General features: G+C 71.8%; 16 protein-coding genes and 1 pseudogene. 9 read left to right on the top strand and 8 right to left on the bottom strand.

The window, feature by feature from the left end; translation table 11 throughout:
* Nucleotides 1–881: pseudogene (locus tag BJP40_RS34600) on the top strand (hypothetical protein); the annotation flags it as partial.
* Nucleotides 882–921: 40 nt separating this feature from the next.
* Nucleotides 922–1878 (top strand): bifunctional riboflavin kinase/FAD synthetase, encoded by a 957-nt coding sequence (locus BJP40_RS24345; protein WP_079171430.1) that lies wholly within the window; start codon nt 922–924, stop codon nt 1876–1878.
* Nucleotides 1879–1959: 81 nt separating this feature from the next.
* Here BJP40_RS24345 and BJP40_RS24340 read toward each other — a convergent pair whose 3' ends face one another.
* From BJP40_RS24340 to eccE, 3 genes are all read right to left on the bottom strand, one after another.
* Nucleotides 1960–5433: an SCO5717 family growth-regulating ATPase gene (locus BJP40_RS24340; RefSeq protein ID WP_071282385.1), complete on the bottom strand. Its 3474-nt coding sequence runs from the start codon at nt 5431–5433 to the stop codon at nt 1960–1962.
* 341 nt (nt 5434–5774) lie between these two features.
* Nucleotides 5775–6647 carry a hypothetical protein gene (locus tag BJP40_RS24335; RefSeq protein WP_226962425.1) on the bottom strand — a complete coding sequence of 291 codons (873 nt, stop codon included), beginning with the start codon at nt 6645–6647 and terminating at the stop codon, nt 5775–5777.
* Nucleotides 6647–8017, bottom strand: coding sequence for a type VII secretion protein EccE (gene eccE, locus BJP40_RS24330; protein ID WP_079171429.1), 1371 nt, complete (start codon nt 8015–8017; stop codon nt 6647–6649). Before eccE ends, BJP40_RS24335 begins: the two co-directional genes overlap by 1 nt.
* A gap of 222 nt (nt 8018–8239) precedes the next feature.
* On the opposite strand from eccE, the gene eccB reads away from it, so the two are divergent.
* The 7 genes from eccB (at nt 8240) to BJP40_RS24295 (ending at nt 15158) form a co-directional block, all read left to right on the top strand.
* On the top strand, nt 8240–9790 hold the full coding sequence (gene eccB / locus BJP40_RS24325; protein WP_071282383.1) for a type VII secretion protein EccB: 1551 nt from the start codon (nt 8240–8242) through the stop codon (nt 9788–9790).
* Nucleotides 9791–9804: 14 nt separating this feature from the next.
* Nucleotides 9805–11178 (top strand): type VII secretion-associated serine protease mycosin, encoded by a 1374-nt coding sequence (mycP, locus tag BJP40_RS24320; RefSeq protein WP_079171428.1) that lies wholly within the window; start codon nt 9805–9807, stop codon nt 11176–11178.
* Nucleotides 11179–11268: 90 nt separating this feature from the next.
* Nucleotides 11269–11697: a hypothetical protein gene (locus BJP40_RS24315; protein WP_071266814.1), complete on the top strand. Its 429-nt coding sequence runs from the start codon at nt 11269–11271 to the stop codon at nt 11695–11697.
* Between the two features lie 17 nt (nt 11698–11714).
* Nucleotides 11715–13106 carry a hypothetical protein gene (locus tag BJP40_RS24310; RefSeq protein ID WP_071282381.1) on the top strand — a complete coding sequence of 464 codons (1392 nt, stop codon included), beginning with the start codon at nt 11715–11717 and terminating at the stop codon, nt 13104–13106.
* A 10-nt stretch (nt 13107–13116) separates the two neighbouring features.
* Nucleotides 13117–14382, top strand: coding sequence for a S8 family serine peptidase (locus tag BJP40_RS24305; RefSeq protein ID WP_071282379.1), 1266 nt, complete (start codon nt 13117–13119; stop codon nt 14380–14382).
* An 87-nt stretch (nt 14383–14469) separates the two neighbouring features.
* Nucleotides 14470–14790, top strand: coding sequence for a WXG100 family type VII secretion target (locus tag BJP40_RS24300; RefSeq protein ID WP_071282378.1), 321 nt, complete (start codon nt 14470–14472; stop codon nt 14788–14790).
* 62 nt (nt 14791–14852) lie between these two features.
* On the top strand, nt 14853–15158 hold the full coding sequence (locus tag BJP40_RS24295) for a WXG100 family type VII secretion target (protein ID WP_071266820.1): 306 nt from the start codon (nt 14853–14855) through the stop codon (nt 15156–15158).
* Nucleotides 15159–15339: 181 nt separating this feature from the next.
* Here BJP40_RS24295 and BJP40_RS24290 read toward each other — a convergent pair whose 3' ends face one another.
* The 5 genes from BJP40_RS24290 to BJP40_RS24270 form a co-directional block, all read right to left on the bottom strand.
* Nucleotides 15340–15573: a DUF397 domain-containing protein gene (locus tag BJP40_RS24290; protein WP_071266822.1), complete on the bottom strand. Its 234-nt coding sequence runs from the start codon at nt 15571–15573 to the stop codon at nt 15340–15342.
* A gap of 224 nt (nt 15574–15797) precedes the next feature.
* On the bottom strand, nt 15798–16763 hold the full coding sequence (locus BJP40_RS24285; RefSeq protein WP_071282376.1) for a hypothetical protein: 966 nt from the start codon (nt 16761–16763) through the stop codon (nt 15798–15800).
* 20 nt (nt 16764–16783) lie between these two features.
* Nucleotides 16784–17872 carry a hypothetical protein gene (locus tag BJP40_RS24280; protein ID WP_143066022.1) on the bottom strand — a complete coding sequence of 363 codons (1089 nt, stop codon included), beginning with the start codon at nt 17870–17872 and terminating at the stop codon, nt 16784–16786.
* 164 nt (nt 17873–18036) lie between these two features.
* The gene (locus tag BJP40_RS33770) at nt 18037–18963 is read right to left on the bottom strand and encodes a hypothetical protein (protein WP_143066021.1); all 927 of its coding nucleotides are present in this window, start codon (nt 18961–18963) and stop codon (nt 18037–18039) included.
* A complete protein-coding gene (locus BJP40_RS24270; RefSeq protein WP_071282370.1) occupies nt 18960–21371 on the bottom strand; it encodes a DUF6571 family protein in 2412 nt (803 codons plus the stop codon). The genes BJP40_RS33770 and BJP40_RS24270 overlap by 4 nt, the downstream gene beginning before the upstream one ends.

Below are 21371 nucleotides of genomic sequence, written 5' to 3'. Positions count from 1 at the left end.
TCCGGGACGGCGCCCCCGGCCTGACCGCCGCGGCCGCGGCCACCGCCCTGACGACCCATCCGGAGCCGGTGCTCGCGGCGTTCGCGGCCCGGCTGCGGGAGGACAGCGGGGCCGCCGACGTGCTGGAAGCCCTCGCCGCCGTACGGGTCCCGGCCCTGGCGCGGCGGGGCGCCGCACTGGTCCGCGGCTACGCCCGCAGGCACCCCGAAGGCGCCGGGCACGTGGCCGCGTACACGGCCCGGCGGCTGGAGCGGGGCCCGGCGGCCCGCGCGACACTGCTCCCGCTGGTGACGGAGCTGGTCCGGCACGGCGGCCGCGCGGTGCGCGAAGCCGTCGCCGGCGTCCTCACGGCGGAGGAGACCGGCGGCGACGGTCTGCGCGGGGAACTCCTCGCCGTGCTCCTCGACGTCCCGCACCCGGACGACGGCGACCTGGACGCGGCGGAGGCCGTGCTGCGGGCGGCGGCGCTCGGGGCCGCGGGGCGGCCGGAGCGGCTGACCCGCGCGCTGGTGCTGCGCTGCGGGCGGCTGATGCGCCGCGTCCCCGCGGGCGCCGCCCGCTTCGACCGGCGGCTCGCGGGGCACGCCCGGGACGTGCCGGGGTTCGCCGTGCTGCTCAGCGCGTGGCTGGCGCGCGAGCCGCGCCGGTGGGAGGCGCTCGTCTCGGCGGGGGCGCGCCGTGCCGTCGAACGGCTCGCCGCACCCGGACCGGAGTACGCGCACGAGGCGGGGCCCGCGCAGGAGGCGGGCCCCGGCCCCAGGGCGAGCACGGCTGGTGCGTCCGATCCCGTACCCGTACCGGCACTGAGTGCGATGCCGATGCGAGCCGATCGATGCGGGCATGGCACCCTTAGACCTGCGTCATCGGCCATGACGTTCTGACGTAACTGACGTACACGGGTTCGGGCGAGGAGCGGTCACAGTGCAGCGCTGGCGAGGCTTGGAGGAGATTCCCCAGGACTGGGGGCGCAGCGTCGTCACCATCGGTTCCTACGACGGCGTCCACCGCGGACACCAGCTGATCATCGGCAGGGCCGTCGAGCGCGCCCGCGAGCTGGGCGTTCCCGCCGTGGTCGTCACCTTCGACCCGCACCCCTCCGAGGTGGTGCGGCCGGGCAGCCACCCGCCGCTGCTCGCCCCGCACCACCGGCGCGCGGAGCTGATGGGTGAACTGGGCGTCGACGCGGTGCTGGTGCTGCCGTTCACCGCGGAGTTCTCGCAGCTGTCCCCGGCGGACTTCATCGTCAAGGTGCTCGTGGACAAGCTCCACGCCCGCGCGGTCGTCGAGGGCCCCAACTTCCGCTTCGGCCACCGCGCCGCCGGGAACGTCGACTACCTGGCGGAGCTCGGCGCCACCTACGACTACGAGGTGGAGATCGTGGACCTGTACGTGACCGGGGAGGCGGGCGACGGCCGGCCGTTCTCCTCCACGCTCGCCCGCAGCCTCGTCGCCGAGGGGAACGTCACGGGTGCGGCCGAGATCCTCGGGCGCCCGCACCGCGTCGAGGGCGTGGTGGTGCGCGGCGCGCAGCGCGGCCGCGAGCTGGGCTATCCGACGGCGAACGTGGAGACCCTGCCGTACACGGCGATCCCCGCGGACGGGGTCTACGCGGGCTGGCTCACCGCGGACGGCGAGCGCATGCCGGCGGCGATCTCGGTGGGGACGAATCCGCAGTTCGACGGGAAGGAACGGACGGTCGAGGCGTACGCCATCGACCGCGTCGGACTCGACCTGTACGGCCAGCACGTGGCCGTGGACTTCCTCTCCTTCGTCCGGGGGCAGCAGAAGTTCGCGTCGATCGGCGAGCTCCTGGAGGCCATCGCCGAAGACGTGGTGCAGTGCCGGCAGGCCACGGCGGCGTACGACGCGCAGCAGTAGAAGGCATCCGCAGGACCGACGCCGAGGGCCCGCACCGTCCGGTGCGGGCCCTCGCTTGTCCACGGCCCCGGTGCCTCGGGCCTACTGCGGGGGCTGCTGGGGTGCCTGCGGCGGCTGCTGCGGCCATCCGTCGGGCGGGGTCGGCTGCGGGGCGGCGGCCTGCGGCTCCTGCTGACCGCCCGGCTGCTGCGGCCACCCCTGCGGAGGGACACCCGGCCGGCCGGGCTGCGCGGGGGCGTACTGCTGCCCCTGCTGAGGCGGGCCGGGCACGGGCGGCTGGGCACCGCCGTACGGCTGGCCCGGGTAGGGCTGGCCGGGGTGGACCGGGTGTCCGTGTGCACCGGGGTGTCCGGGCTGGCCGGGGTGTCCGGGCATGCCCGGCTGGCCCTGCACCGGGGGCTGACCGGGCATGCCCGGCTGGCCAGGGTGGGCGGTGAACGGCTGTCCCGGCAGGTCCGGTTGGCCCGGCACGGGCTGGCCCTGCGCCGGGGGCTGGCCCGGTACGCCCTGGCCGGGCAGCGGCGGTGCCACCTGCGGCGGCAGCCCGCCCTGGCCGTCGCCGGTCCACAGCCCCTGCGCCTGCTGCGCCCGGGCGAAGTCCTCCGCCACCATCACCGCGAGCTGGAAGTACGCCTCCCTGGTCTTCGGCCGCATCATGTCGAGGTCCACCTCGGCACCCGCCGCCAGGTGTTCGTCGAACGGTACGACCAGCACGCCCCGGCAACGGGTCTGGAAGTGCGCGACGATGTCCTCCACCTTGATCATCTTCCCGGTCTCGCGGACCCCCGAGATGACCGTGATCGACCGCTGCACCAGGTCCGCGTACCCGTGCGCGTGGAGCCAGTCCAGCGTGGTGGAGGCACTGGAGGCGCCGTCCACCGAAGGGGTGGAGATGATGATCAGCTGGTCGGCGAGGTCCAGCACCCCGCGCATCGCGCTGTAGAGCAGGCCCGTGCCCGAGTCCGTGAGGATGACCGGGTACTGCTTGCCGAGCACGTCGATCGCCCGCCGGTAGTCCTCGTCGTTGAACGCCGTCGACACGGCGGGGTCCACGTCGTTGGCGAGGATCTCCAGACCGGACGGCGCCTGCGAGGTGAACCGGCGGATGTCCATGTACGAGTTGAGGTACGGGATCGCCTGTACGAGGTCGCGGATGGTGGCACCGGTCTCGCGCCGCACGCGGCGGCCGAGCGTCCCCGCGTCCGGGTTGGCGTCGATCGCCAGGATCTTGTCCTGCCGCTCGGTGGCGAGGGTCGCCCCCAGGGCGGTCGTCGTCGTGGTCTTGCCGACACCGCCCTTGAGGGAGATGACCGCGATCCGGTAGCACGAGAGCACCGGCGTCCGGATGAGCTGGAGCTTGCGCTGCCGCTCCTGCTCCTCCTTCTTGCCGCCCAGCTTGAACCGCGACGCCGCGGACGGGACGCGGCTGCTCTTCGGCTTCTGCCTGCTGTTCCTGAGCAGCCGGTCGGACGACAGCTCGACGGCCGCCGTGTACCCGAGCGGCGCACCCGGCACGGAACGCTCGCGCTGGTCGTGCGTGACCGCCGCGGGCCAGGCCCCGGCGATCCGCGGGTCGGGCGCACCGGGGTGCGCCGGCGGCACCGGCGCCTGCTGCCCGGGGACGGCGGGCTGACCGGGCTGCCCCGGGTGGGGCGGCTGTCCCGGCGGGGCGGGCTGGGCGGGCACGCCGGGCTGCGGGAACCCGTACCCGCCCTGAGGCTGCGGCTGTTGGTGCTGCGGCGGCACCGGCTGACCGGGGCCGACGGGCTGTCCGGCCTGCCCCGGGTGGGGCGGCTGAGCGGGCCGGCCGGGCTGGGGGAAGCCGTGGCCCCCGTGCGGAGGGGGCTGCTGCCCGCCGGGGTGGGGGAATCCGTACCCGCCCTGAGGCGCCACGGGCTGCCCGCCGGCCCCCGGATGCGGGAAGCCGTAGCCACCCGCGGGCTGTCCGTACTGCGGGGGCTGGGGCTGCTGAGGACCGCCGGGCTGGGGGAAGCCGGGCTGCGGCGTCCCGTATCCGGTCTGGTGCGCGGCAGGGCCTGGACCACCGGGTGCGGGCGCGCCGGGCGGCACGGCCCCCGGCTGCGGGAATCCGTACCCGCCCTGCGGTACGGAGGGCCCGGCCGCCGGGTGCGCGGGCGTCGGCGCAGCCGGCGGCCACCCGGCCCCGGCGCCCGGAGCGTCCGCCGCGTGGGGCGCCGCCGGTGCGGACGACTGGTCGCCACCGGGCGTGTGGCCGGGCCACTGCGGTGCACCCGCCGGAGCCCCGGCCGCGGCGGCGGGCTGGAACGCGGGGGGCAGCGGCGGCAGACCGGCGACCGGCGGAGCGGGCGCCACCGGCTGCGCGCCACCGTCCGGGGCGACCGCGTCCGCGGGCACCGCAGCCACCGGGCCGCTGTCCGAAGGGCGGGGGCCGTGGGGCGCGCCGTCAGGGGAGGCTCCGTCCTCCGGAGCGCCCTGCTGCACGGCGACGTCTCCCGGGGCGTCCGCGTCGCCTGGGGCGTCCGCGTCGCCCGGGCCAGCGGAGGTACCGGGGGCTGTGGCGGCGCCGGAGGGGTTCGGAACGTCGGAACCACCGGATACCGCCGGCTCGCCCGGCGCATCCGCCGCACCCGGGCCGTCCGACCCGTCCGGCGCCTGCGGTGCGCCGGACGCCACCGGTGCGCTGTCGACGGGTGCCCCGGTCGGAGCCTCCCCGTCCGCCCTCGCCGGTGACGGTCCGTCACCGAGGTCGGCGTGGTCCGTGCCCGTGTCCCCCGTCCGCGGGGGGAGGGCGGGGGCCGCGGAGTCCAGGAGCGCCGCGGACGGCGTCTGCTCCTGCGCGCCCTCGGAGCCGTGCGAGCCGTTAGTGCCGTGTGAGCCGTGTGAGCCGTGTGAGCCGTGTGAGCCGTGTGATCCGTGCGGTCCGTCGGTGCCGCCGGACATGTCCACGGGCTCCTGCGGGGCCGTGAACGCAGCCGTGTGCGGGGAATCCTGCGTGTGCGTCGGCTCTCCCGTGTGCGCGGAGTCCTGCGCGTGCGCGGACCGTCCGGAGTCCGGTGAGCCCTGGGCCGGCGGCGAGCCCTCGGTGCCGACCCAGGCGCCGGGCAGGGCTTGGGCGGCGTCCGCGCCGGACGGGTGGCCCGCACCGCGTCCGTAGGTGTCGGCGCCCACGGGGGCAGCTTCTGGCTCCGCGCGGTCCGGCGTCGGTGCGGCGGCGGAGAACAGCATGGTGGCTTCGCCCTCCGCACCACCACCGGCGGTGGGCTGCGGGGCGGGGGCGACCGGCGGCTGCATCGTCCAGCCGGACTGGTACCCGCCGTCCGCAGGGAGCGGCGGGACGGCGATCGGCTGCCCGGTCGGCGGCGGGGGCGGCAGGGGTGGCGTCATCCCGGCCGGATCCGCACCGGGTGCGGTGCCGCCGCCCGGCCCGGTACCCCCCGCGTTCTGCGTGTACCAGGCGGGCGGGGTGTAGTCGATGGTGAACTCACCCGTCACCTCGACGGCATCCGCGTCGGACTGATCGTCGGCGTGAGGCACGCGCCATCCCTCGCGGATCTCGTCCCGATCGCCGTTCACTTTGCCTCCTGGTGTGGTCGAGCACCCTTGTCCGGTCATGGGTGGGGTGGGGCGACCGTTCCTGTTCGTTCGTCCGTTCCGTCCACCCGGCGCACCTTCCCCTGCCCTTCCCCTGGGTGCTCACGGTCCCGTGCGGGCCGACGGTCGGCTCCTCCCACCCTAATCGCCTCCGGTGGCCGTCCGTCAGGCCCGTCCGCCCGTACCGGACGCGAGCCGGCACCCCCGTACGCTCCCGTACCGGACAGGGTCGGTACCGGATGTCCGGACGCGACTCCTCCGAGGCGGGACGGCGGGTCGCCCCGCCTCCGCGGCGTGTCCACGCTGCCGCCGGGGGAGGGGAGTCAGTCCATCCGGCGGGCCGCGCCCAGCAACCCGGCCTCCGCGTCGGTGGGCTGGGTCATCACGAAGCGCCGGTCACCGCCGGAAACCCACAGCGTCACCCCGTCCGCGAGCGTGGAGAGGGTCTGCGACTCGCTGCGCGGCAACTTCAGCAGCCAGCCGATGCGCGCCGCCTCGTCGGGCGACACCCGCTGCACACCGACCAGCGACGACTTCTCCATCAACCGCGGCGCCGCGGGGCTCAGGTACGGCAGCAGCGTGACGACGGACTGCCAGGGCGCGGAGACCACCCTTCCGCGCGGCGGGCGCATCCCGCAGTCCCGCACGACCAGCACCGGGCTGCCCGCGGACGCCCCCTGCGGCGGCACACGCCCCACGTCGTGCAGGGTCACACACGGCAGCCCGCCGCCCGCGGCCTGGACGAGCGCCGTCCACGCCGCCGCGCGACCCGTCTCCACAGCGACCCGGGTCCCCGTGGCCGCGGTACGCAGCGCCAGGACCTGGGCGGTCCACAGACCGCCGATGAGCGTGACGTCGTACGGCTCCGACCGGTTGATGCCGAGCACGGAGGGGCGGTTCTCGGGATCGACGCCGATCACCACGCCGTCGTCACCGACCGGCAGGCCCAGGGAGTCCAGGCTCTCGACCGGGAAGGCGTGCCGCCGGCGGCGGGGGCCGACGAGGCCGAACCCGAAGCGTGCGCGCCCCCGCTGTCCGGCGCCCGGGGCCTCCTGCGGGACCTGCGGCGAGGGATGCCGGGGCACGTGCGGCGCCACCTGCCGGGGCGGGTGCGGCGAGAACTGCCGCGGGGACTGCTCCGGGAACTGCCCGGTGGACGGAGGGAACTGCTGGGGGAACTGCTGGGGCGTCGACATCAGCGGGCACCGCCCAGCGGCAACGTGGCCAGCATCGCCGGCAACTGCTCGCGGTCCAACCGGACGAGGCCGGTCCGGACGCCGCGGGCCGCGCGCTCCAACTCATGCCGTGACGCCACCAGTTCCTCGTCACTGCCCCCGGTGATCCGCACGTATCCGGTCACGCCGACCTCCTGCCGGTCGCCGCCGCCGCTCAGGGTGAGGCTGAACGTCGTGGCGAGCGCCGGTATCGACGTGAGCAGCGCCACGAGTTGCGGCATCGAAGCGCCACCCTCACCGAACTGGGGCCAGCGCCCGATCCAGTACGTGGTGTGGCGGCGGTCGTCGCAGCGCCACGTGCGCGACGTCTCCTGCGTGCGGCGGCCCGGCGCGCGGTCCCGGTCGGCCCGCGTCAGCGCCCGCGGGTTGGCGCACACGGACGTGGCCAGCGCCGACACGAGTCCCTGCTCGGACAGCACCGAGGCCCGGAAACCGGCGCCCGCCAGCCGGCTCGCGAGCTGGTCGGCGGCGCGCAGCAGGCACTTCTGCGCCCCCGTCAGCCCGCCGCCGCGCGCGGCGACGGCCTCGGAACACAGCTCCGGGTCCAGTTTCAGCGCGATCCAGGTGATCCGCACGGCGGGCGAGCCCGTCCGCTCCTGCAGCGGCGCGTAGTTGCGCACGGCGACCGAGTCGACGGGGAGGTGCGGGGCGGGCGCGGGCTGCGCGTGCTGGACGATCTGGGCCGACTCCAGCCGTATCCCGTCCACGTCCAGCGCGTCCCGGACGAGTCCGAGGGGCAGCGGCCGCTGCGTGCGGTCCCGGCGCAGCGCCGTCCCGTCGGCCTCCACCTGGAGGACGGCCGTCAAGAACGTGCCGTCGCCGATCATCCCGACCGGCCGCCGGTCCCGGGCGCTGTAGGAGTACGTCCGCAACGACGGGTCGCACTCCACCACGGGCGCGAGGCCCGGTTCCGTACCCGGCGGGAGGGTCGTCGACGCCGCGCGCCGCGTACGCGCCCGCAGGGCGACGATGGTGGCCAGCCACTCCGGCAGCGACCGCCGGTGCCGCCGCACCACCGCGAGCAGCACGAGCAGCGCGGCGACGGCGCCCGTCGGCACCAGGGCGAGGGGGTGCACGACCCACGCCACCAGCAGCAGCGCGGCGGCCACCTCGATCAGCACGAGCTGCTGCAGGCGGAACGCACCCGCGCCCCCCTGACGCCCGCCCAGCCGCGGCGCGGCGGCCGAGGACGTACGCGAACGGGAACCGCGGGCCGACGCCCGGGGACCGGATGCCGACGGCTCCGGTGCGTGCCCGGCCGGCGACGCCCCCTGCGAGGGCACCGCGGAGCGCGCCGTCGCGGCACGCCGCGTACGCGTCGCGGAAGCCATGATGGAGATCCCCCGATCCAACCCGATCTGCGCGGCCCACCAGGGCGCTGGCGGCGGCATCACCCTACCCGCCCCCTGGCGGCCTTCCCACGGCAGGCATAGTAGGGGGCCGGTCCGACAACCGGGGCCGCGGGCGCCGCGCCCGGCGCCCCGGCGGACACGGTTGCGTCACACGGCACTTGGCGCCGCCTGGCGTCGACACACGGGGATCTTCGGGGACTTATGGCATCACGGCGGGACGAGCTCAACGCGTACACCTTCGCGAAGAAGCGCACGGTGGCCGCATTCCTCCAACCCTCGCCCTCCGGCACGGAGGAGGGGGCACCGCGGCCGCTGCGGGCGGTGCTGCCCGGACTGATCGTCGGCGCCCTCGTACTGGCCGGGTTCGGCGCCTGGGGCATGTTCAAACCGAAGGCCCCCAAGGGCTGGGACGCGCCCGGCACCAAAGTCATCGTCGGCAAGCAGTCCACGACCCGGTACGTCGTGCTGACGACCGGGAAGGGCAAGGACAAGAAGACGCTGCTGCACCCGGTGCTGAACCTGGCGTCGGCCCGGCTGCTGCTGGACCCCAGCAAGTTCGACGTCATCCAGGTCAGCGACGACGTCCTCGACGCCGGCAGACCGCCCCGCGGCCCCATCCTCGGCATCCCGTACGCGCCCGACCGGCTGCCCAGCGCGGCCGAAGCGGCCAAGGCGAAGCGGTGGGCGGTGTGCGTCCAGCCGGGCGGCGGCAAGGGCTCCAGCGTGCAGAAGGCCGCCTTCGTCCTCGCCGAGCGGGACTTCGGCCGCACGGACGGCAAGGAACGCCTCCAGGACGGCGAAGTCCTGTACGTACAGGGCCAGAAGGGTGCCCGCTACCTCGTCGACGCGGGCGGCACGAAGTACGAGGTGCGGGGCGGCGCGTCCGACGCCGCCGTCCTCACGCGGGCGCTCGTCGGCGACAAGGAGCCCCAGCAGGTGACGGAGGACTGGCTGCGCACCCTGCACACCGGCAGCCCGGTCGGCTTCCCCGCGCTGTCCGGCACCGTCGGCGTACCCGCCGGCATCGGCGGCGGACTCAGCGAGGAGCAGGACCGCGTCGGCATGGTCCTGAGGGCCGAGACCGGCGCGGGGCCGCAGCACTACGTCGTCCTCCAGGGCGCGGTCCGGCCGGTCTCCGACTTCACCGCCTGGCTGCTGATCAACTCCCCGCAGACGGACAGGCTCGACATGGCCGGCAAGGCGTCCGACGTCGACAACGCCTCCTTCCAGCCCGAGCCGACGCCCTTCGCGGGCGACCGCCGCTGGCCCGCGCAGCGGGCCGTGCAGGTCAACTCCACCAGCGGCGGCGGGGCACGCGACACGGTGTGCAGCGTGCTGCGCTCGGTGGACGACAAGGGCCGCACCACGCTGTCCACCTGGGCCGGCACCCGCTACCCGGCGGAGATCACCGCGGGCGGCAGCAGCACCTACGTCACGCCCGGCACCGGCCTGCTGTACACGCAGGTCCAGGGCGAGCAGACCCGGCCCGACGGGTCCTTGTTCCTCGTCACCGACACCGGACTGCGCTACGCGGTCCAGGCCAACGGCGACAGCGACAAGCAGCGCTCCGCCATCGGCGCGGGGGGCCAGGAGCAGCAGCCGACGGACGGCCGACCGGTGCCCAGCGAGGCGCAGAAGAAGCTGGGCTACGAGAGCGTGACCCCGTCGCTCGTCCCGATCAGCTGGTCGTCGTTCCTGTCGAAGGGCCCCCGGCTCGACACGAACGGCGCACGCCAGCCGCAGGGTTCCTGAGGGGCGGGCCATCCATGCGCGACACGAAGCGGACCAGCGCCCCCGGCGCCCGACGCACCCCGGGTGCCCCTCGTACGCCCGGTGCCCGGCGCAGCCCCGCCGCCGGTGGCCTCCCCGCCGCCGGCCGCGCCCGAGGGATCGCCGCCCTCCTGGCCGCCGCGGCGGTCCTGCTGCCGCACCCGGCGGCCACGGCGGCACCCGCAGCCGCACCGCACAGCAGCACCGCTGCGGCCGCCTCGCCCGGTCTGGACGGCAGCGGCGAGTGCACCTTCCCGATGCCGAAGCAGATCGAGGGCACCCCGTGGCCGCTCCAGCGGGTGCTGCTCGACGAACTCTGGGCGGACACCAAGGGCAAGGGGGTGCGCGTCGCGGTCATCGACACCGGCGTGGACACCGTCAACCCCCAACTGAAGCCCGCCGTGGACGCCTCGGCCGGCGCCGACCTCCTCACACCGGAGAAGGAGGGCGACGACCGCAGCAGACGCGGCAGGACCAACGGCACCGTCGACGAGGTCGGGCACGGCACGAAGGTGGCGGGCATCATCGCGGCCAGACCCCGCAAGGGCACCGGCTTCGTCGGCATCGCGCCGGAGGCCACGATCATCCCGATCCGGCAGAACGACGAGAAGAACAGCGGCACGTCGCGGACGATGGCCCGGGCGATCGAGCACGCCATCGCCGAGGGCGCCCACGTGATCAACATCTCGCAGGACACGACACAGCCCCTCAGCGCCGACTCGGACCTGGCCCAAGCAGTCAGGAAGGCCCTGGAGGCGGACGTCGTCGTCGTCGCGTCCGCCGGCAACGACGGCCTGGACGGCAAGGCGAAGAACACCTACCCCGCGGCCTTCCCCGGCGTCCTCGCCGTCGGCGCCTCCGACCGCAACAACGAACGCGCCCCGTTCTCCCAGGCCGGGCCGTTCCTCGGGGTGGCGGCCCCGGGCGTGGACATCGTCTCCACGGTCCCCGGCGGCGGCCAGTGCACCGACAACGGCACCAGCTTCTCCGCCCCGTACGTGGCGGGCGTGGCGGCGCTGCTGCGCGCCAAGTACCCGTCCTGGACGCCCCGCCAGGTCGTCGCCCGCATCCAGCAGACGGCGGAACGCTCGATCAACGGCCACGACGACTACGTGGGCTGGGGCGTCGTCGACCCGGTCCGCGCCCTGGCGGGCGAGCCCGACATGGCGCCGATCGAGGCCCCGAGCCCCGACCCGGCCCCACCCAGGCCACCCGCCCCGGAACCCGTGCGCGTGGCCTTGGCGGAGACCGCCCAGGAACGCACCGAACGCCTGGCGACGTACGCCCTCGGCATCGCGGCCGTCCTGGTGGCCGTGGTCACCGGGACGGCGACGGTCATCAGGGACAGCAGGCGCAGGAGGGCCCGCTGAAGGCCCGTTGACGGAAACACGTGTTGGATGAATCGAGCGCGCTGACTAGAGTGATCGCCGATTCACAAGTGTGACTAGGGGGACACCGAAGTGGAAGCACCGATCGGGGGCGGTGGGGGCAACGACGGCCTGGACGTCAAGGTGGTCACGCTCCAGACGTTCAAGAACCGCGTCGACGAACTCCTCGCCTCCCTGGCCGAGTCACCCGCGGAACCGGGGAAGATCGGCGAGCAGAAGGTCACGGCCGACGCGTACGGCACGGGATTCAGTGCGGCCAAGGATTTGCACTCGGGATACGAGAAGGTCCGGGCCCGCCTTGAGGACCTGTCCAGGGCGTTCGGTGACACGATCGAGGCCCTCGGGATCGCCGTCCAGGTCGCCGACAAGGGCTACTCAGGCGTCGACGGTGAGATCAGGGAACGCTACCTGGAGATCGCGAAGCGCCACGAAGAGGTCTACGGACCGCAGGAACCGAAGAAGACCGAGGGATCCACGGCGGACACCGCCCAGATCGGCTGACGGGGGAGCACACAGAGATGTCAGGTGAGTTCGAGGGCAAGTCCCTGGACGCCCTGTACGCGATGATCCGCTCGGCCAAGCCGGGCGACCTCACCAAGGCGGGCAACGCCCTGGAGGCGGCGTCCCCGCAGATCATCAAGATCGCGACGGACCTGCGGGTCTACTTCGACAAGGTCCAGTGGGAGGGCGCGGGCGGCGACGGCTTCCGCCTGTGGGGCGCCGACATGGTGTCCGAGACGCTGAAGCTCAGCGACTTCACCACCACGGTCGGCCAGGAGATGCAGCGCGCGGGCCAGGCCCTGAGCGAGGCCCAGAAGTCCATGCCGGAACCGGCGGGACAGTGCTACGCGGACCCGGAGAAGGAACAGGCCCGCATCAAGGACGAGACGGGCCCGAAGCTCCAGGAAGCCATCCGCCAGATGGAGCGGCTGACGTCGTACTACAAGACGGCGAAGACCCGGATGGAGTCGGAGGAGGAGCCGCAGTTCGCGCCTCCGGAATGGACTTACAAGTACATTCAGGGGTCACCGTACGGTGACGGTGGGAGCGGAGCTCCCAGCGGTGGCGCGACTACCTACTCCCAGAGTGGTTCGGGGCCGTCGTCCTTCGCCACGCAGCACTATCCTTCGGGCCCGTCCTCTACGGGATCCGCTTCGGCAGGATCGGGCGGCCTGCCCGCGGCAGGACCGGAAAACCGGTTGCTCCCGGAGCCAGGGACGGTACCGCTCCCGCATGAACCTGTGGGGACGAAGCTTGACTCCGTGATCACGACGCCCGTCCAGGAAGCGGTGGGACGTGGCGGCATCCCGCCTGCCTCCACGCAGCCGACGGGGCCGGGAACCGGCGGACCAGCGCTGCTCCCGCCAGTCGCACCGGTGACGGGTCCGCACACCGGCTCTCAGCCATCGCGTGGACCTGTGGCGCCTGGGATCGGCGCACCGCGCGGCCCGCTGCCTGGGGGGACGGGTCCTCTCGGGCTCCCACGGGTCGGAGCGCCGGACGGCATCCACGGCGGCCAGGCCGTGACTGGAAGGGGCGGCACTTCTCCCCTGGGACCCCGGCTGCCCACGGGCACGGTCGTGGGGGAGGAGCGGGGGGCCCTTGGACGCGGCCCGATGGGTATGGGCGGCCCCGGGGCAGGCTTCCAGGGAGGCTCGGGTGCCGCGGGCGGACCTGGCCGCCGCCTGGCGGCCCAGCCCGGCGGAACCGTCGGCGGGACTCCTGCGTCCGGTGCAGTGGGACGCGGCCCCTTCACACCTGGCGGTACGGGCCTGGTCCGACCGCCCGCGTCCACGACAGCGGGATCGGCGCAGCGCCGTGAGGCCGCAGCTCGTCCGGACTACCTGACGGAGGACGAGGAGACCTGGACCGCAGGTCGCCGCAGTGTTGTCCCTCCCGTCATCGACTAGGAGCCCACCGATGTCCCCCCTTGCCCGAGCCCACGGCGGCCGTGCGGTCGGCCTGCTCGCCATCCTCCTGGCGGTCCTCTCAGCGACCGTGACCGTCGTGGCGCCCGCCGCCCAGGCAGAGGACGTACGCGCCCGGCAGTGGTATCTGGACGCGATGAAGGCGGAGGACCTGTGGAAGGTGTCCACAGGCAAGGGCATCACCGTCGCGGTCTTGGACACCGGCGTGGACTCGACGGTGCCCGAACTCCGCGGAAAGGTCCTCCCGGGCCGCAACTTCTATGACGTGGGAGGCGGCCCGGGGCGCGTCGACGGGCGGGACACCGAACTGCACGGCACCGACATGGCCATCACCATCGCCGGCACCGGTGCGGGCGGTGGCCTGAAGGGCCTGGCTCCCGGCGCGACGATCCTCCCGGTAAAGGTCGGACCCTACACCTCCTTCAGCTACGTCAAACCGGCTGCTCAGGGGATCCGTTACGCCGTGGACAGCGGCGCTCGCGTCATCAACCTGTCCATTGGAGGAGTTGCCAAGGACCGCGACACGGACGAATGGCAGAAGGCGGTCGACTACGCTCGGGAGAAGGGCGCCTTGCTCTTCGCCAGCACCGGTAACACCGGTGGACCGTTGGCGCGCTACCCGGCGGCCATCCCCGGCGTGATCGCCGTCGGCGGTCTCGCCCCGAACGGCAAGGTGTCGGAGATCTCGGACTACGGTGATCACGTGACCTTGTCCGCGCCGGCCGAGAAGATCCCTACCCGGTGCGATGAGGACAGGACCCGCTTTTGCGATACGTCCGGAACGAGTCACGCCACCGCCATCGCCTCCGCCGCCGCCGCCCTGATCTGGTCCGCCCACCCCGACTGGACCGCCAACCAGGTCCTCCGCGTCATGATGGAGACCGCGGGCGCCAGCGGCCCCGTGCCCAGCATCTACATCGGGTACGGAGCCGTCCGCCCCTCCCAGGTCCTGCTGGAGGGCAAGGGCGACCCCGGCCCTGCCGACGTCGACCCGTTGCAGGAAGCCCGGAAGAAGAACCCGCCGGCTGGGGGCGCGGACGCGAGCCCCAGTGGCAGCCCCGCACCCGAGGATACGGCGCCGGGCGCCGGGGACGAACCCGCCGCAGAGTCCCCCCAGGCTGCGGCCCCCGACCCGGGGGCCGAGCCGGGGAAGAGCGGGTCACCGCTCTGGGCCACCGTTGCGAGCGTCGCGGCTGTCGCCGTCGTCGTCGTAGTCGGTGTCGCCATCGTGCTGAGCGTACGCAGAAGGAAGGCGTAGCCCTCCGCGGCTGCTCGGCCGCAACGGGTGGGGCCCGCAGGACACGGAGCCCCGCCCATTCACCCACCCTTCGACAAGGAGCCTTACGTGACCGACGACTTCAAGCTCGTACAGGAAGCGGTCAAGGACGCCCAGGGCATCATCGCGGAGACCGGCAGGCAGGTCACCACGCAGGCCCGGCAGATGGCCGACATCCTGGAGACCTGTGCCGCGGGCTGGCAGGGTGCCGGCGCCGCCGGCTTCAAGACCGCCCAGAAGCTGCTGAACGAGGACCACGACGCGATCCGCCGCCTGCTCGACGTGCTGCACAACGCGGTGGGCCAGACCCGCAACCTCACCTCGGAGAACGACATCGAGGTGCTCCAGACGTTCCAGAACGCCGCCAAGTCGGCGCTGAACGGCGTCTGAGCAGCACGTCGGCGCCGTCGACACGCACACCCGACAAGCACCGGACACAGAAGGAGAACAGCATGGCCGACGATCTCGGGACCAAGGTACGGTACAGCAGCATCGAGGAGATGGCCCGCGTGCTGCGTGCCCTCGCCAAGGACACCCGGAACGACCTGGCCCGCATGGACCAGGCCATCAAGAAGGTGACCGAGACCTGGGACGGTGAGGCGAAGGCCAAGTACCTCGACCTGCAGAAGAAGTACACGAAGCGGGCCGAGGACATCGAGCGGCGACTGAGCCAGATCGCCAACCTGATGGACAGCGGCAAGGACAAGTACCGCGCGACCGACAAGAAGTCGTCGGCACTGTTCACCGAGTCCTTCTGACGCACCTCCCCACGGGGGGAGTGAAGGGGCATGCCCGGCTCGGGCATGCCCCTTCTCGCGTCCGGCAGCAGCCGGGCGGGACTGCGGCGCGGTGATATGCGCAAACCCCCGCCGACCGCTGGACACGCGGGCCGGTACGGCCGTGGCCGCCTACCGAAGTGCGGACGCCCCGCCCTTCGCCCTACTGCAGGTCGAACTCCCCGTCCTTCGCCCCCAGGACGAAGGCGTGCCACTCTGCCTCGGTGTACCGCAGCACGGTGTCCGGCTCCAGCGAGGACCGCATGGCGACGGCCCCGCCCGGCAGGTACGCGATCTCGACCCGTTCCTCGTCCGGGCTGGTACCGGGGGCGCCATGCCACTCCACCCCACTGATGTCGAGCGCGTACAGCTCGTCCTTCTCCTGCTGAGTGCCCATCGAGCGCGTTCCCTTCGTGGTGCCGTCGGCGCGGTCAGCGGCTTGCGGTCCAATTATCCGCAGGTGGCGGAGGGTACGACAGCGAAAGCCGCCAACTCGACCCGTCAGGGACACGTCTCCGACGGCGCGTGCACCGGCCGCGGCCACAGGACGCGACGGCGGCGGACCCGACGGGCCGACCGGGCCCGGGGCCGCTACGTGCACACCTGACTGCGTGCACGCGGTCAGGAGCACCCAAGAGCCCTTTGCGCGGCCGAGACGAGCCGATCCCTCAGCTCCGCATCGGACGGGAACCCGGCGGTGGCGCGCTCCTCGGGGCTCCAGTACCCGGCGTCGTCGAGCGCGACGTACGCGTCCCGGCCCCGGCACTGGGTGCGCGTGACACGCGTGCCGTCGAACGAGGCGGTGAGCGCCTCGTGCTGCACGATCGCGAACCGCGCGAAGGGCACCGGCCCGCCCGGGCGGGAGAACGTCAGATCGCAGAACCACCCGCCCGAGCCGAGCGAGCCCGCGGTCTGCTGCCGTACCGACTTCCCCCGGTCACCGGTCATCCGCGGCAGTGTGAACCCCGGCAGCGCGCACACTTCGTCGAAGTCCGCGACAGCCGGGGGCGAAGGGGCGGCGGGCTCACCGAGCGCGATCTCTGCACGGGTCGCGCAACCGGACTGCTCCGCCAGCCCTGCGGCGGCATCCTCCAGGACCCGCGCCAGGGCTTCCGGGTCGGCTTCGGCCTTGATGACGGACGCCTTCAGCACGGGACGGCCTGGGCCCCCACTGCCACCGATCGCCCCGGCGCAGGCGTCCGGCAGCGCCACCCAGCCCCCGTGCCGGTCCACCGCCCCGGCCGTCCGGGAGCCGACCATGACGGTCATGGCACCGGACACACCCCACAGATCACGCTCGAAGGGGAACCGGGCCGACTCGGCAGCCGGGCTGAGGATGAAGGCGACATCCTCCCCACCCGCCCCCCAACCGGTGAGCTTCACCTCACAGGAGGCGGGGGCGTGGTCGGTACTGCTCACCCGCCCGAGACCCCCCAACACGTCCTGAGCGTCGTCGGCGCTCACCCATCCGTGGCACACGGCGCTGGGACCGAAGAGATGGGTGGCCCGGCCGAGCAGCAGCCCACCCGCCAGCACCGCGAGCACGGCAACCCCCGCGAGCCCTATCCGGTAAGGCGAACGCCGCACGGTTTCCTTCCGACTGTCCGTCAACCGGCCCCTCCCTCGTCATCCACCACTGGGGTCGCCGTCCGCTGACCGGTGATGCCGGAACAGCCGTACTCCTCGCCGACCGCGCTGACGAAGGCGGCGAACAGGTCCGAGGACCCGGGTGATCCGGGAACCTCCCACGTGCGGGTGAGCTGAGGGCCCACCTCCATCGCGAAGTAGGTGTCCGTCCCATCGCAGTCGGCGACGACGTGGAGGTCGTCGAATCCGGACACCTTCCAGCCCGCCACCGGGGAGTTCTCGGAGAACGCGTCCGACCTCTTCATGCCGGCGACGAGAGCGGGTTCCTGCACGACCGCGTACGTGGCGAACCCCCTTCCTCTGGCTGACTCCCCGGAGTCGTCGTCCAAGGCCACGAAGCAGGACCAGACGGGGCCACGGGATGCGGGTGCGATCTCACGGACGTTGGCCGTCGGCCCGGTGGAGGAGGCGGGAAGGGAGAACCCGTCGACGCCACAGAGAGCCTGGGGGTCGGATCGCCGCTCGTCCGGGGCCGATCCGACAGCGGAGGGCGCGGTGAGCCGGGGGGCGTCACAGCCGGCCCCGTCCATCAGCCGGTTCGCCGTGTCCACGGTGAGCCCCGCCAAGGCACGGCGATCCGCCGGGTGCTCCGAGGTGACGGTGGCCACCACCCTGACAAGATCGCGATCACTACAGGCGGGTGGCAGCCACGTCCATGCCTGGTACGCACCGGTCACGGCTCCGCTCGACCCACCGGAGAAGAACGTGGTGGTACTGGCGTAGGCCGATCCACCGTGTGTGAAGGGGAAGTCAGCGCGATCCACGGAGGTGTAGACGTGGAGTTCCTGATCTGCGAACCCGGGAAGAGCAGAAGTGCGGCTGATCCGGCAGTCCATGGAGAGACGCGGCCCGGTGGCATGGGCTCCGCCACTGGAGATCCTCCCCAGGTGTGGAAGTGCAGACTCCACCGACCGCGGGTCGACCAGATCTCCGCACAGCTCGTCATGGCCGAAGAAGCCAGTGGTGTACGCGAAATGCAGCCCTGATCCGATGAGCGCAAACGATACCAAGGAAGCTACGATCTTCCATCGGCGTGAGGTGCCGGACATACTGCCTTTCAGTCATTGCTCTTTAATGTGCGGTCTCGCACGCTGGCGCGCGGAACCGGTTGATTATCGTCTATCCCGGGGCATGGTGCAGGTGCGCGATCATTCGGTCGGTGCGCCGTGCTCCCGGAATCCGAACTGGCCGACGGATGCTTTCATGCCGCGACTCAGTAGGGCCCTGAGTGGAAGGCATAACTACGCTGTAGTTCCTCCATGATCTCCGTCATGCGGGCCGCTGTCCCGGGCGTCTGCGGCACGCCGACCGCAGCGGCACGTTCCTCGAACTTCTGCCTCACATACGGTAGGCCGTAGCGCGTCTCGTCCTTGCGCAAAGCTGTCGCTCGTTCGTGACTGCCCTCTTCGTATCGGTCAGCTATGGCCCTGCCTGCCGCATAGCGCATCTTGCCAGCGACCTGGCCCGCTGCGCCGGCCACGCCATACGCCTTGTCGGGAACCTGCGGCTTCCCCGGTTCTTGCTGTGGCGCTGCCTCAAGGGTGGCTTTGTCCAGCCGGCTTATCTCCCGCTCGATCTCTTTGTGGAGCGCCTCTCGGAGCTTCTGGAAGGCGGCCTCGTCCGGTGCCAGGAGCACGAGGAAATCCCCCACGTCCTGCTTGTCGAGGTCGATGTCGTTGGGCTCCGTGGAGAACGTCTCCGATGCATAGCTCACCTGGCTGCCGAGGATCTGATACACATCGCTGCGGTAGTAGGTGAGGGCATTCGCCAGGTTCTTGCGGATTTCTGGCGCCACTTGCCTGCTATTGGCTCCGCTGCTACGGGTGTACTCGGTGACGACGACTTCCAGGGCCGTGCTGTTCTCCGTCGGTAGTTTCTTGGTGGGAGCTGTCGGGGCGACCCGCCCTGCGGGCTGCGCGGTGATGGCAGTCTCCAGCGCAGATCCACATACGTCGACAGGCCCGGAAGATGAAGTCCCCGCTTCCGCCAGTACGGCCCAGCAGTCCGCTGCCCCGCGGTCTCTCTCCGCTCGTCCGAACCATATCCATGTCCCCACAGCGGCTGTCGCGGCGATGATGATCGCCGATGCTATGAGTATCGTCCGGTTCTTCATACGCGGGGTGTTGATCGTGTCCGTCACTTCCGCTCCCCGGTGGATCCCTCGGCGCTGTTGAGGCCCGCGCCGTAGGAGGACTCGGCCCATGCGCGAATCTCGCCGAGGCGTCCGTCGCGTTCCTTGATGACGTCCGGCGAAATCATGAGAGACTCGGCGTGAGTATTGATCATTCGCTCCAGGCGGGGATAACCATCCTTCTTGTATTGCTCGATCAGTTGCTCCTTGGTCTTCTCTGCCACCTCGTTGTTCAGCTCTTCTGCGTGCTTCCCCGTGCCGATGTCGATCATGCGCTGAATCGTGTCACCAAAGACAGGGAGCCCGGTGACCGGTATTCCCGCACTATGGTAGTTGTAGACTTTGGCCCAGTTGTTCTGAGATATCTGGCTGTCTCGCTGGTCGCCCAACACGTCGGCTCGGATGTAGTCCAGTTGACCCATGACCTTCCCCGAGTCGCGCGCGACACCCCTTGCCGGATCGGTATCCCCTTCAGGGGTGTGCTTGAAGTCCTCGCCTGTCAGGCTGTGGATGCGTTCACTGATCTGTCCGATCTGCGAGTCGTGCACCACACGGAATGCACCTCCGTCTTCGGCGACGCCTCGGATGAACTGGTTCATCGTCTGGGTGCTCACTGACAGGCCGTTGGTGTCGGTGGCGTAGCCGTCCGCGGTGAGGTCTACCTGCGAAACCAGGATCTCGTGGACGTCCGCCGGGTAGTACGCAAGAGAGTTCGCCATGTTCACCCGGATGTTCTCCGGCATCGCACCCTGGTCGACCTTCGTGATCTCTGCGTACGACATGATGACGTCCTCCATCACGCGTGCCTGCGCCGCTGTGTGATTCGTGAAGTCTTCCGGGACGGAGGCGCCGGGCACATGGCCGGTGGTGGCGGCTTCGAGGGCGGCGCCGTAGCCCACGTGGCTGTCCGCATCCAGAACGTCTCCTCGGTAGACCGAGACGCCGTCCTTGAGGGACGCCTTGTGTTCGTTGACGACTTCCCAGTCGCGCTTCGACTGCAGGTACTCGAGGTTGTCGTCGAACTTGCGGATCTCGTCGTCCCCCTCCCTCTGCCAGTAACTGTGAGTGTCGAAGTACGCTGTGGCAGCCTCCGGAGTCCTGCTCATTACCCCCAGGAGGCCGTCCAGGGGATCGTTGGCGAACCAGCCGTCGGTCTTGTCGGGCTTCCGGGTGTCGAACTTGTGGTCGAGGTCCCAGACGTTCTTGTCGCCGCCCCGCGTGGGATCCTCGGCTGCCCGGATGCTGTCAGCGAGATCGAGGAGGAAGGGCGCGCTGTAGCGGTCGCCGTGCTGCATCAAGGTGACGAGGCTCTGATAGCCAAGAGTCTTCTGATCACCGATTGTGGCCCTGTGTACCTGCGTCGCCAAGGAGTCGTACTCCTGGGTACCGACCTTCCTGAGGTCCTCGATCCAGCTGCCGTAGAATCTGCCGCTATCCGATGAGCGCCACCTCGCGAACTCCTCGGCATAGGCCTGCGAGCCGACCGGCAGAACCTTGCCGTCCTTCGTGAACCGGGGGACCTGCGTGGCCGTCGCGATGGTGTTGGCCAGGCCCTTCTGTACACCGAGGTACGAGTCCCTGTCCTTCTTGCCCTCGAAGTACGCCTGGTCGTTGAGCGCGTTGGTGAGCTTGAGCGTCCCATCGGCCCCCAGGCCGGAGAGGAACGTCTGCCCCCACTTCGTGCGGTGCTCGAAGGCTTCGTTGTTGTTGTCCCGCAGGATGCGGGACAGGTTCTCGACCTCCGCGGTCGTCACCTTCTCGCCGTTGTTGATGCGGGTTGTGACGTCCTTCGCGTAGTCCATCTCGTACTGCTCGATGTCGCCCTTGGCGCCCGCGTTGAAGCCGTTGGGTGTGGCGTCCTTGCCGCCGGACTCCTTGTTGCTGTCCTTCACGGCCCCCGTGAGGGCCAGCTTCACCCCCGCGTCGGCGTCCTCGAACGCCTTCACGTACTTCTGGATCTGCTGCTCCCAGCTCTGCGCCGCCCGGTTGTACTGGGCGAGCAGGGTCTGGCCGTCGGGGTCGTGGACGAGGGCCCGCTTCACGTCGGCGGACAGGTCGGGGCGTACGGAGCCCTCGGCGTCCACGGCCATCTTGTCCTTGCGGGCGTCGGCGACCACGGAGTCCAGCCGCTGCTTCAGTTCCGTGAACTGGCCGTGGGCGTCCCGCAGGAGGTCCGCGATGGCCCTCGCCTGCTTCTGGGCGGCCCCGTACTCGTACTGCGTTCCCTGGAAGTTGGCGTAGGCCCTGCTCTGGGCGAGCCCCTGCCAGCTGCTGGAACCGAGGGACAGGCCCCTGGTCGCCGCCGCGTAGGCGGACTCGGCCTTCTTGAGCTCCGTGGCCATGTCGTCCCACGCCTTGGCGGCCGCGGTGAGCTTGCCGTAGTCGGTCGACATGATCTTCTTGTAGGTGAGCGCCAT

The organism is Streptomyces sp. CC53 (assembly GCF_001865245.1).
In the GTDB taxonomy this organism is placed as follows: Bacteria; Actinomycetota; Actinomycetes; order Streptomycetales; family Streptomycetaceae; genus Streptomyces.
This window is presented reverse-complemented; position numbering and strand designations above follow the sequence as displayed.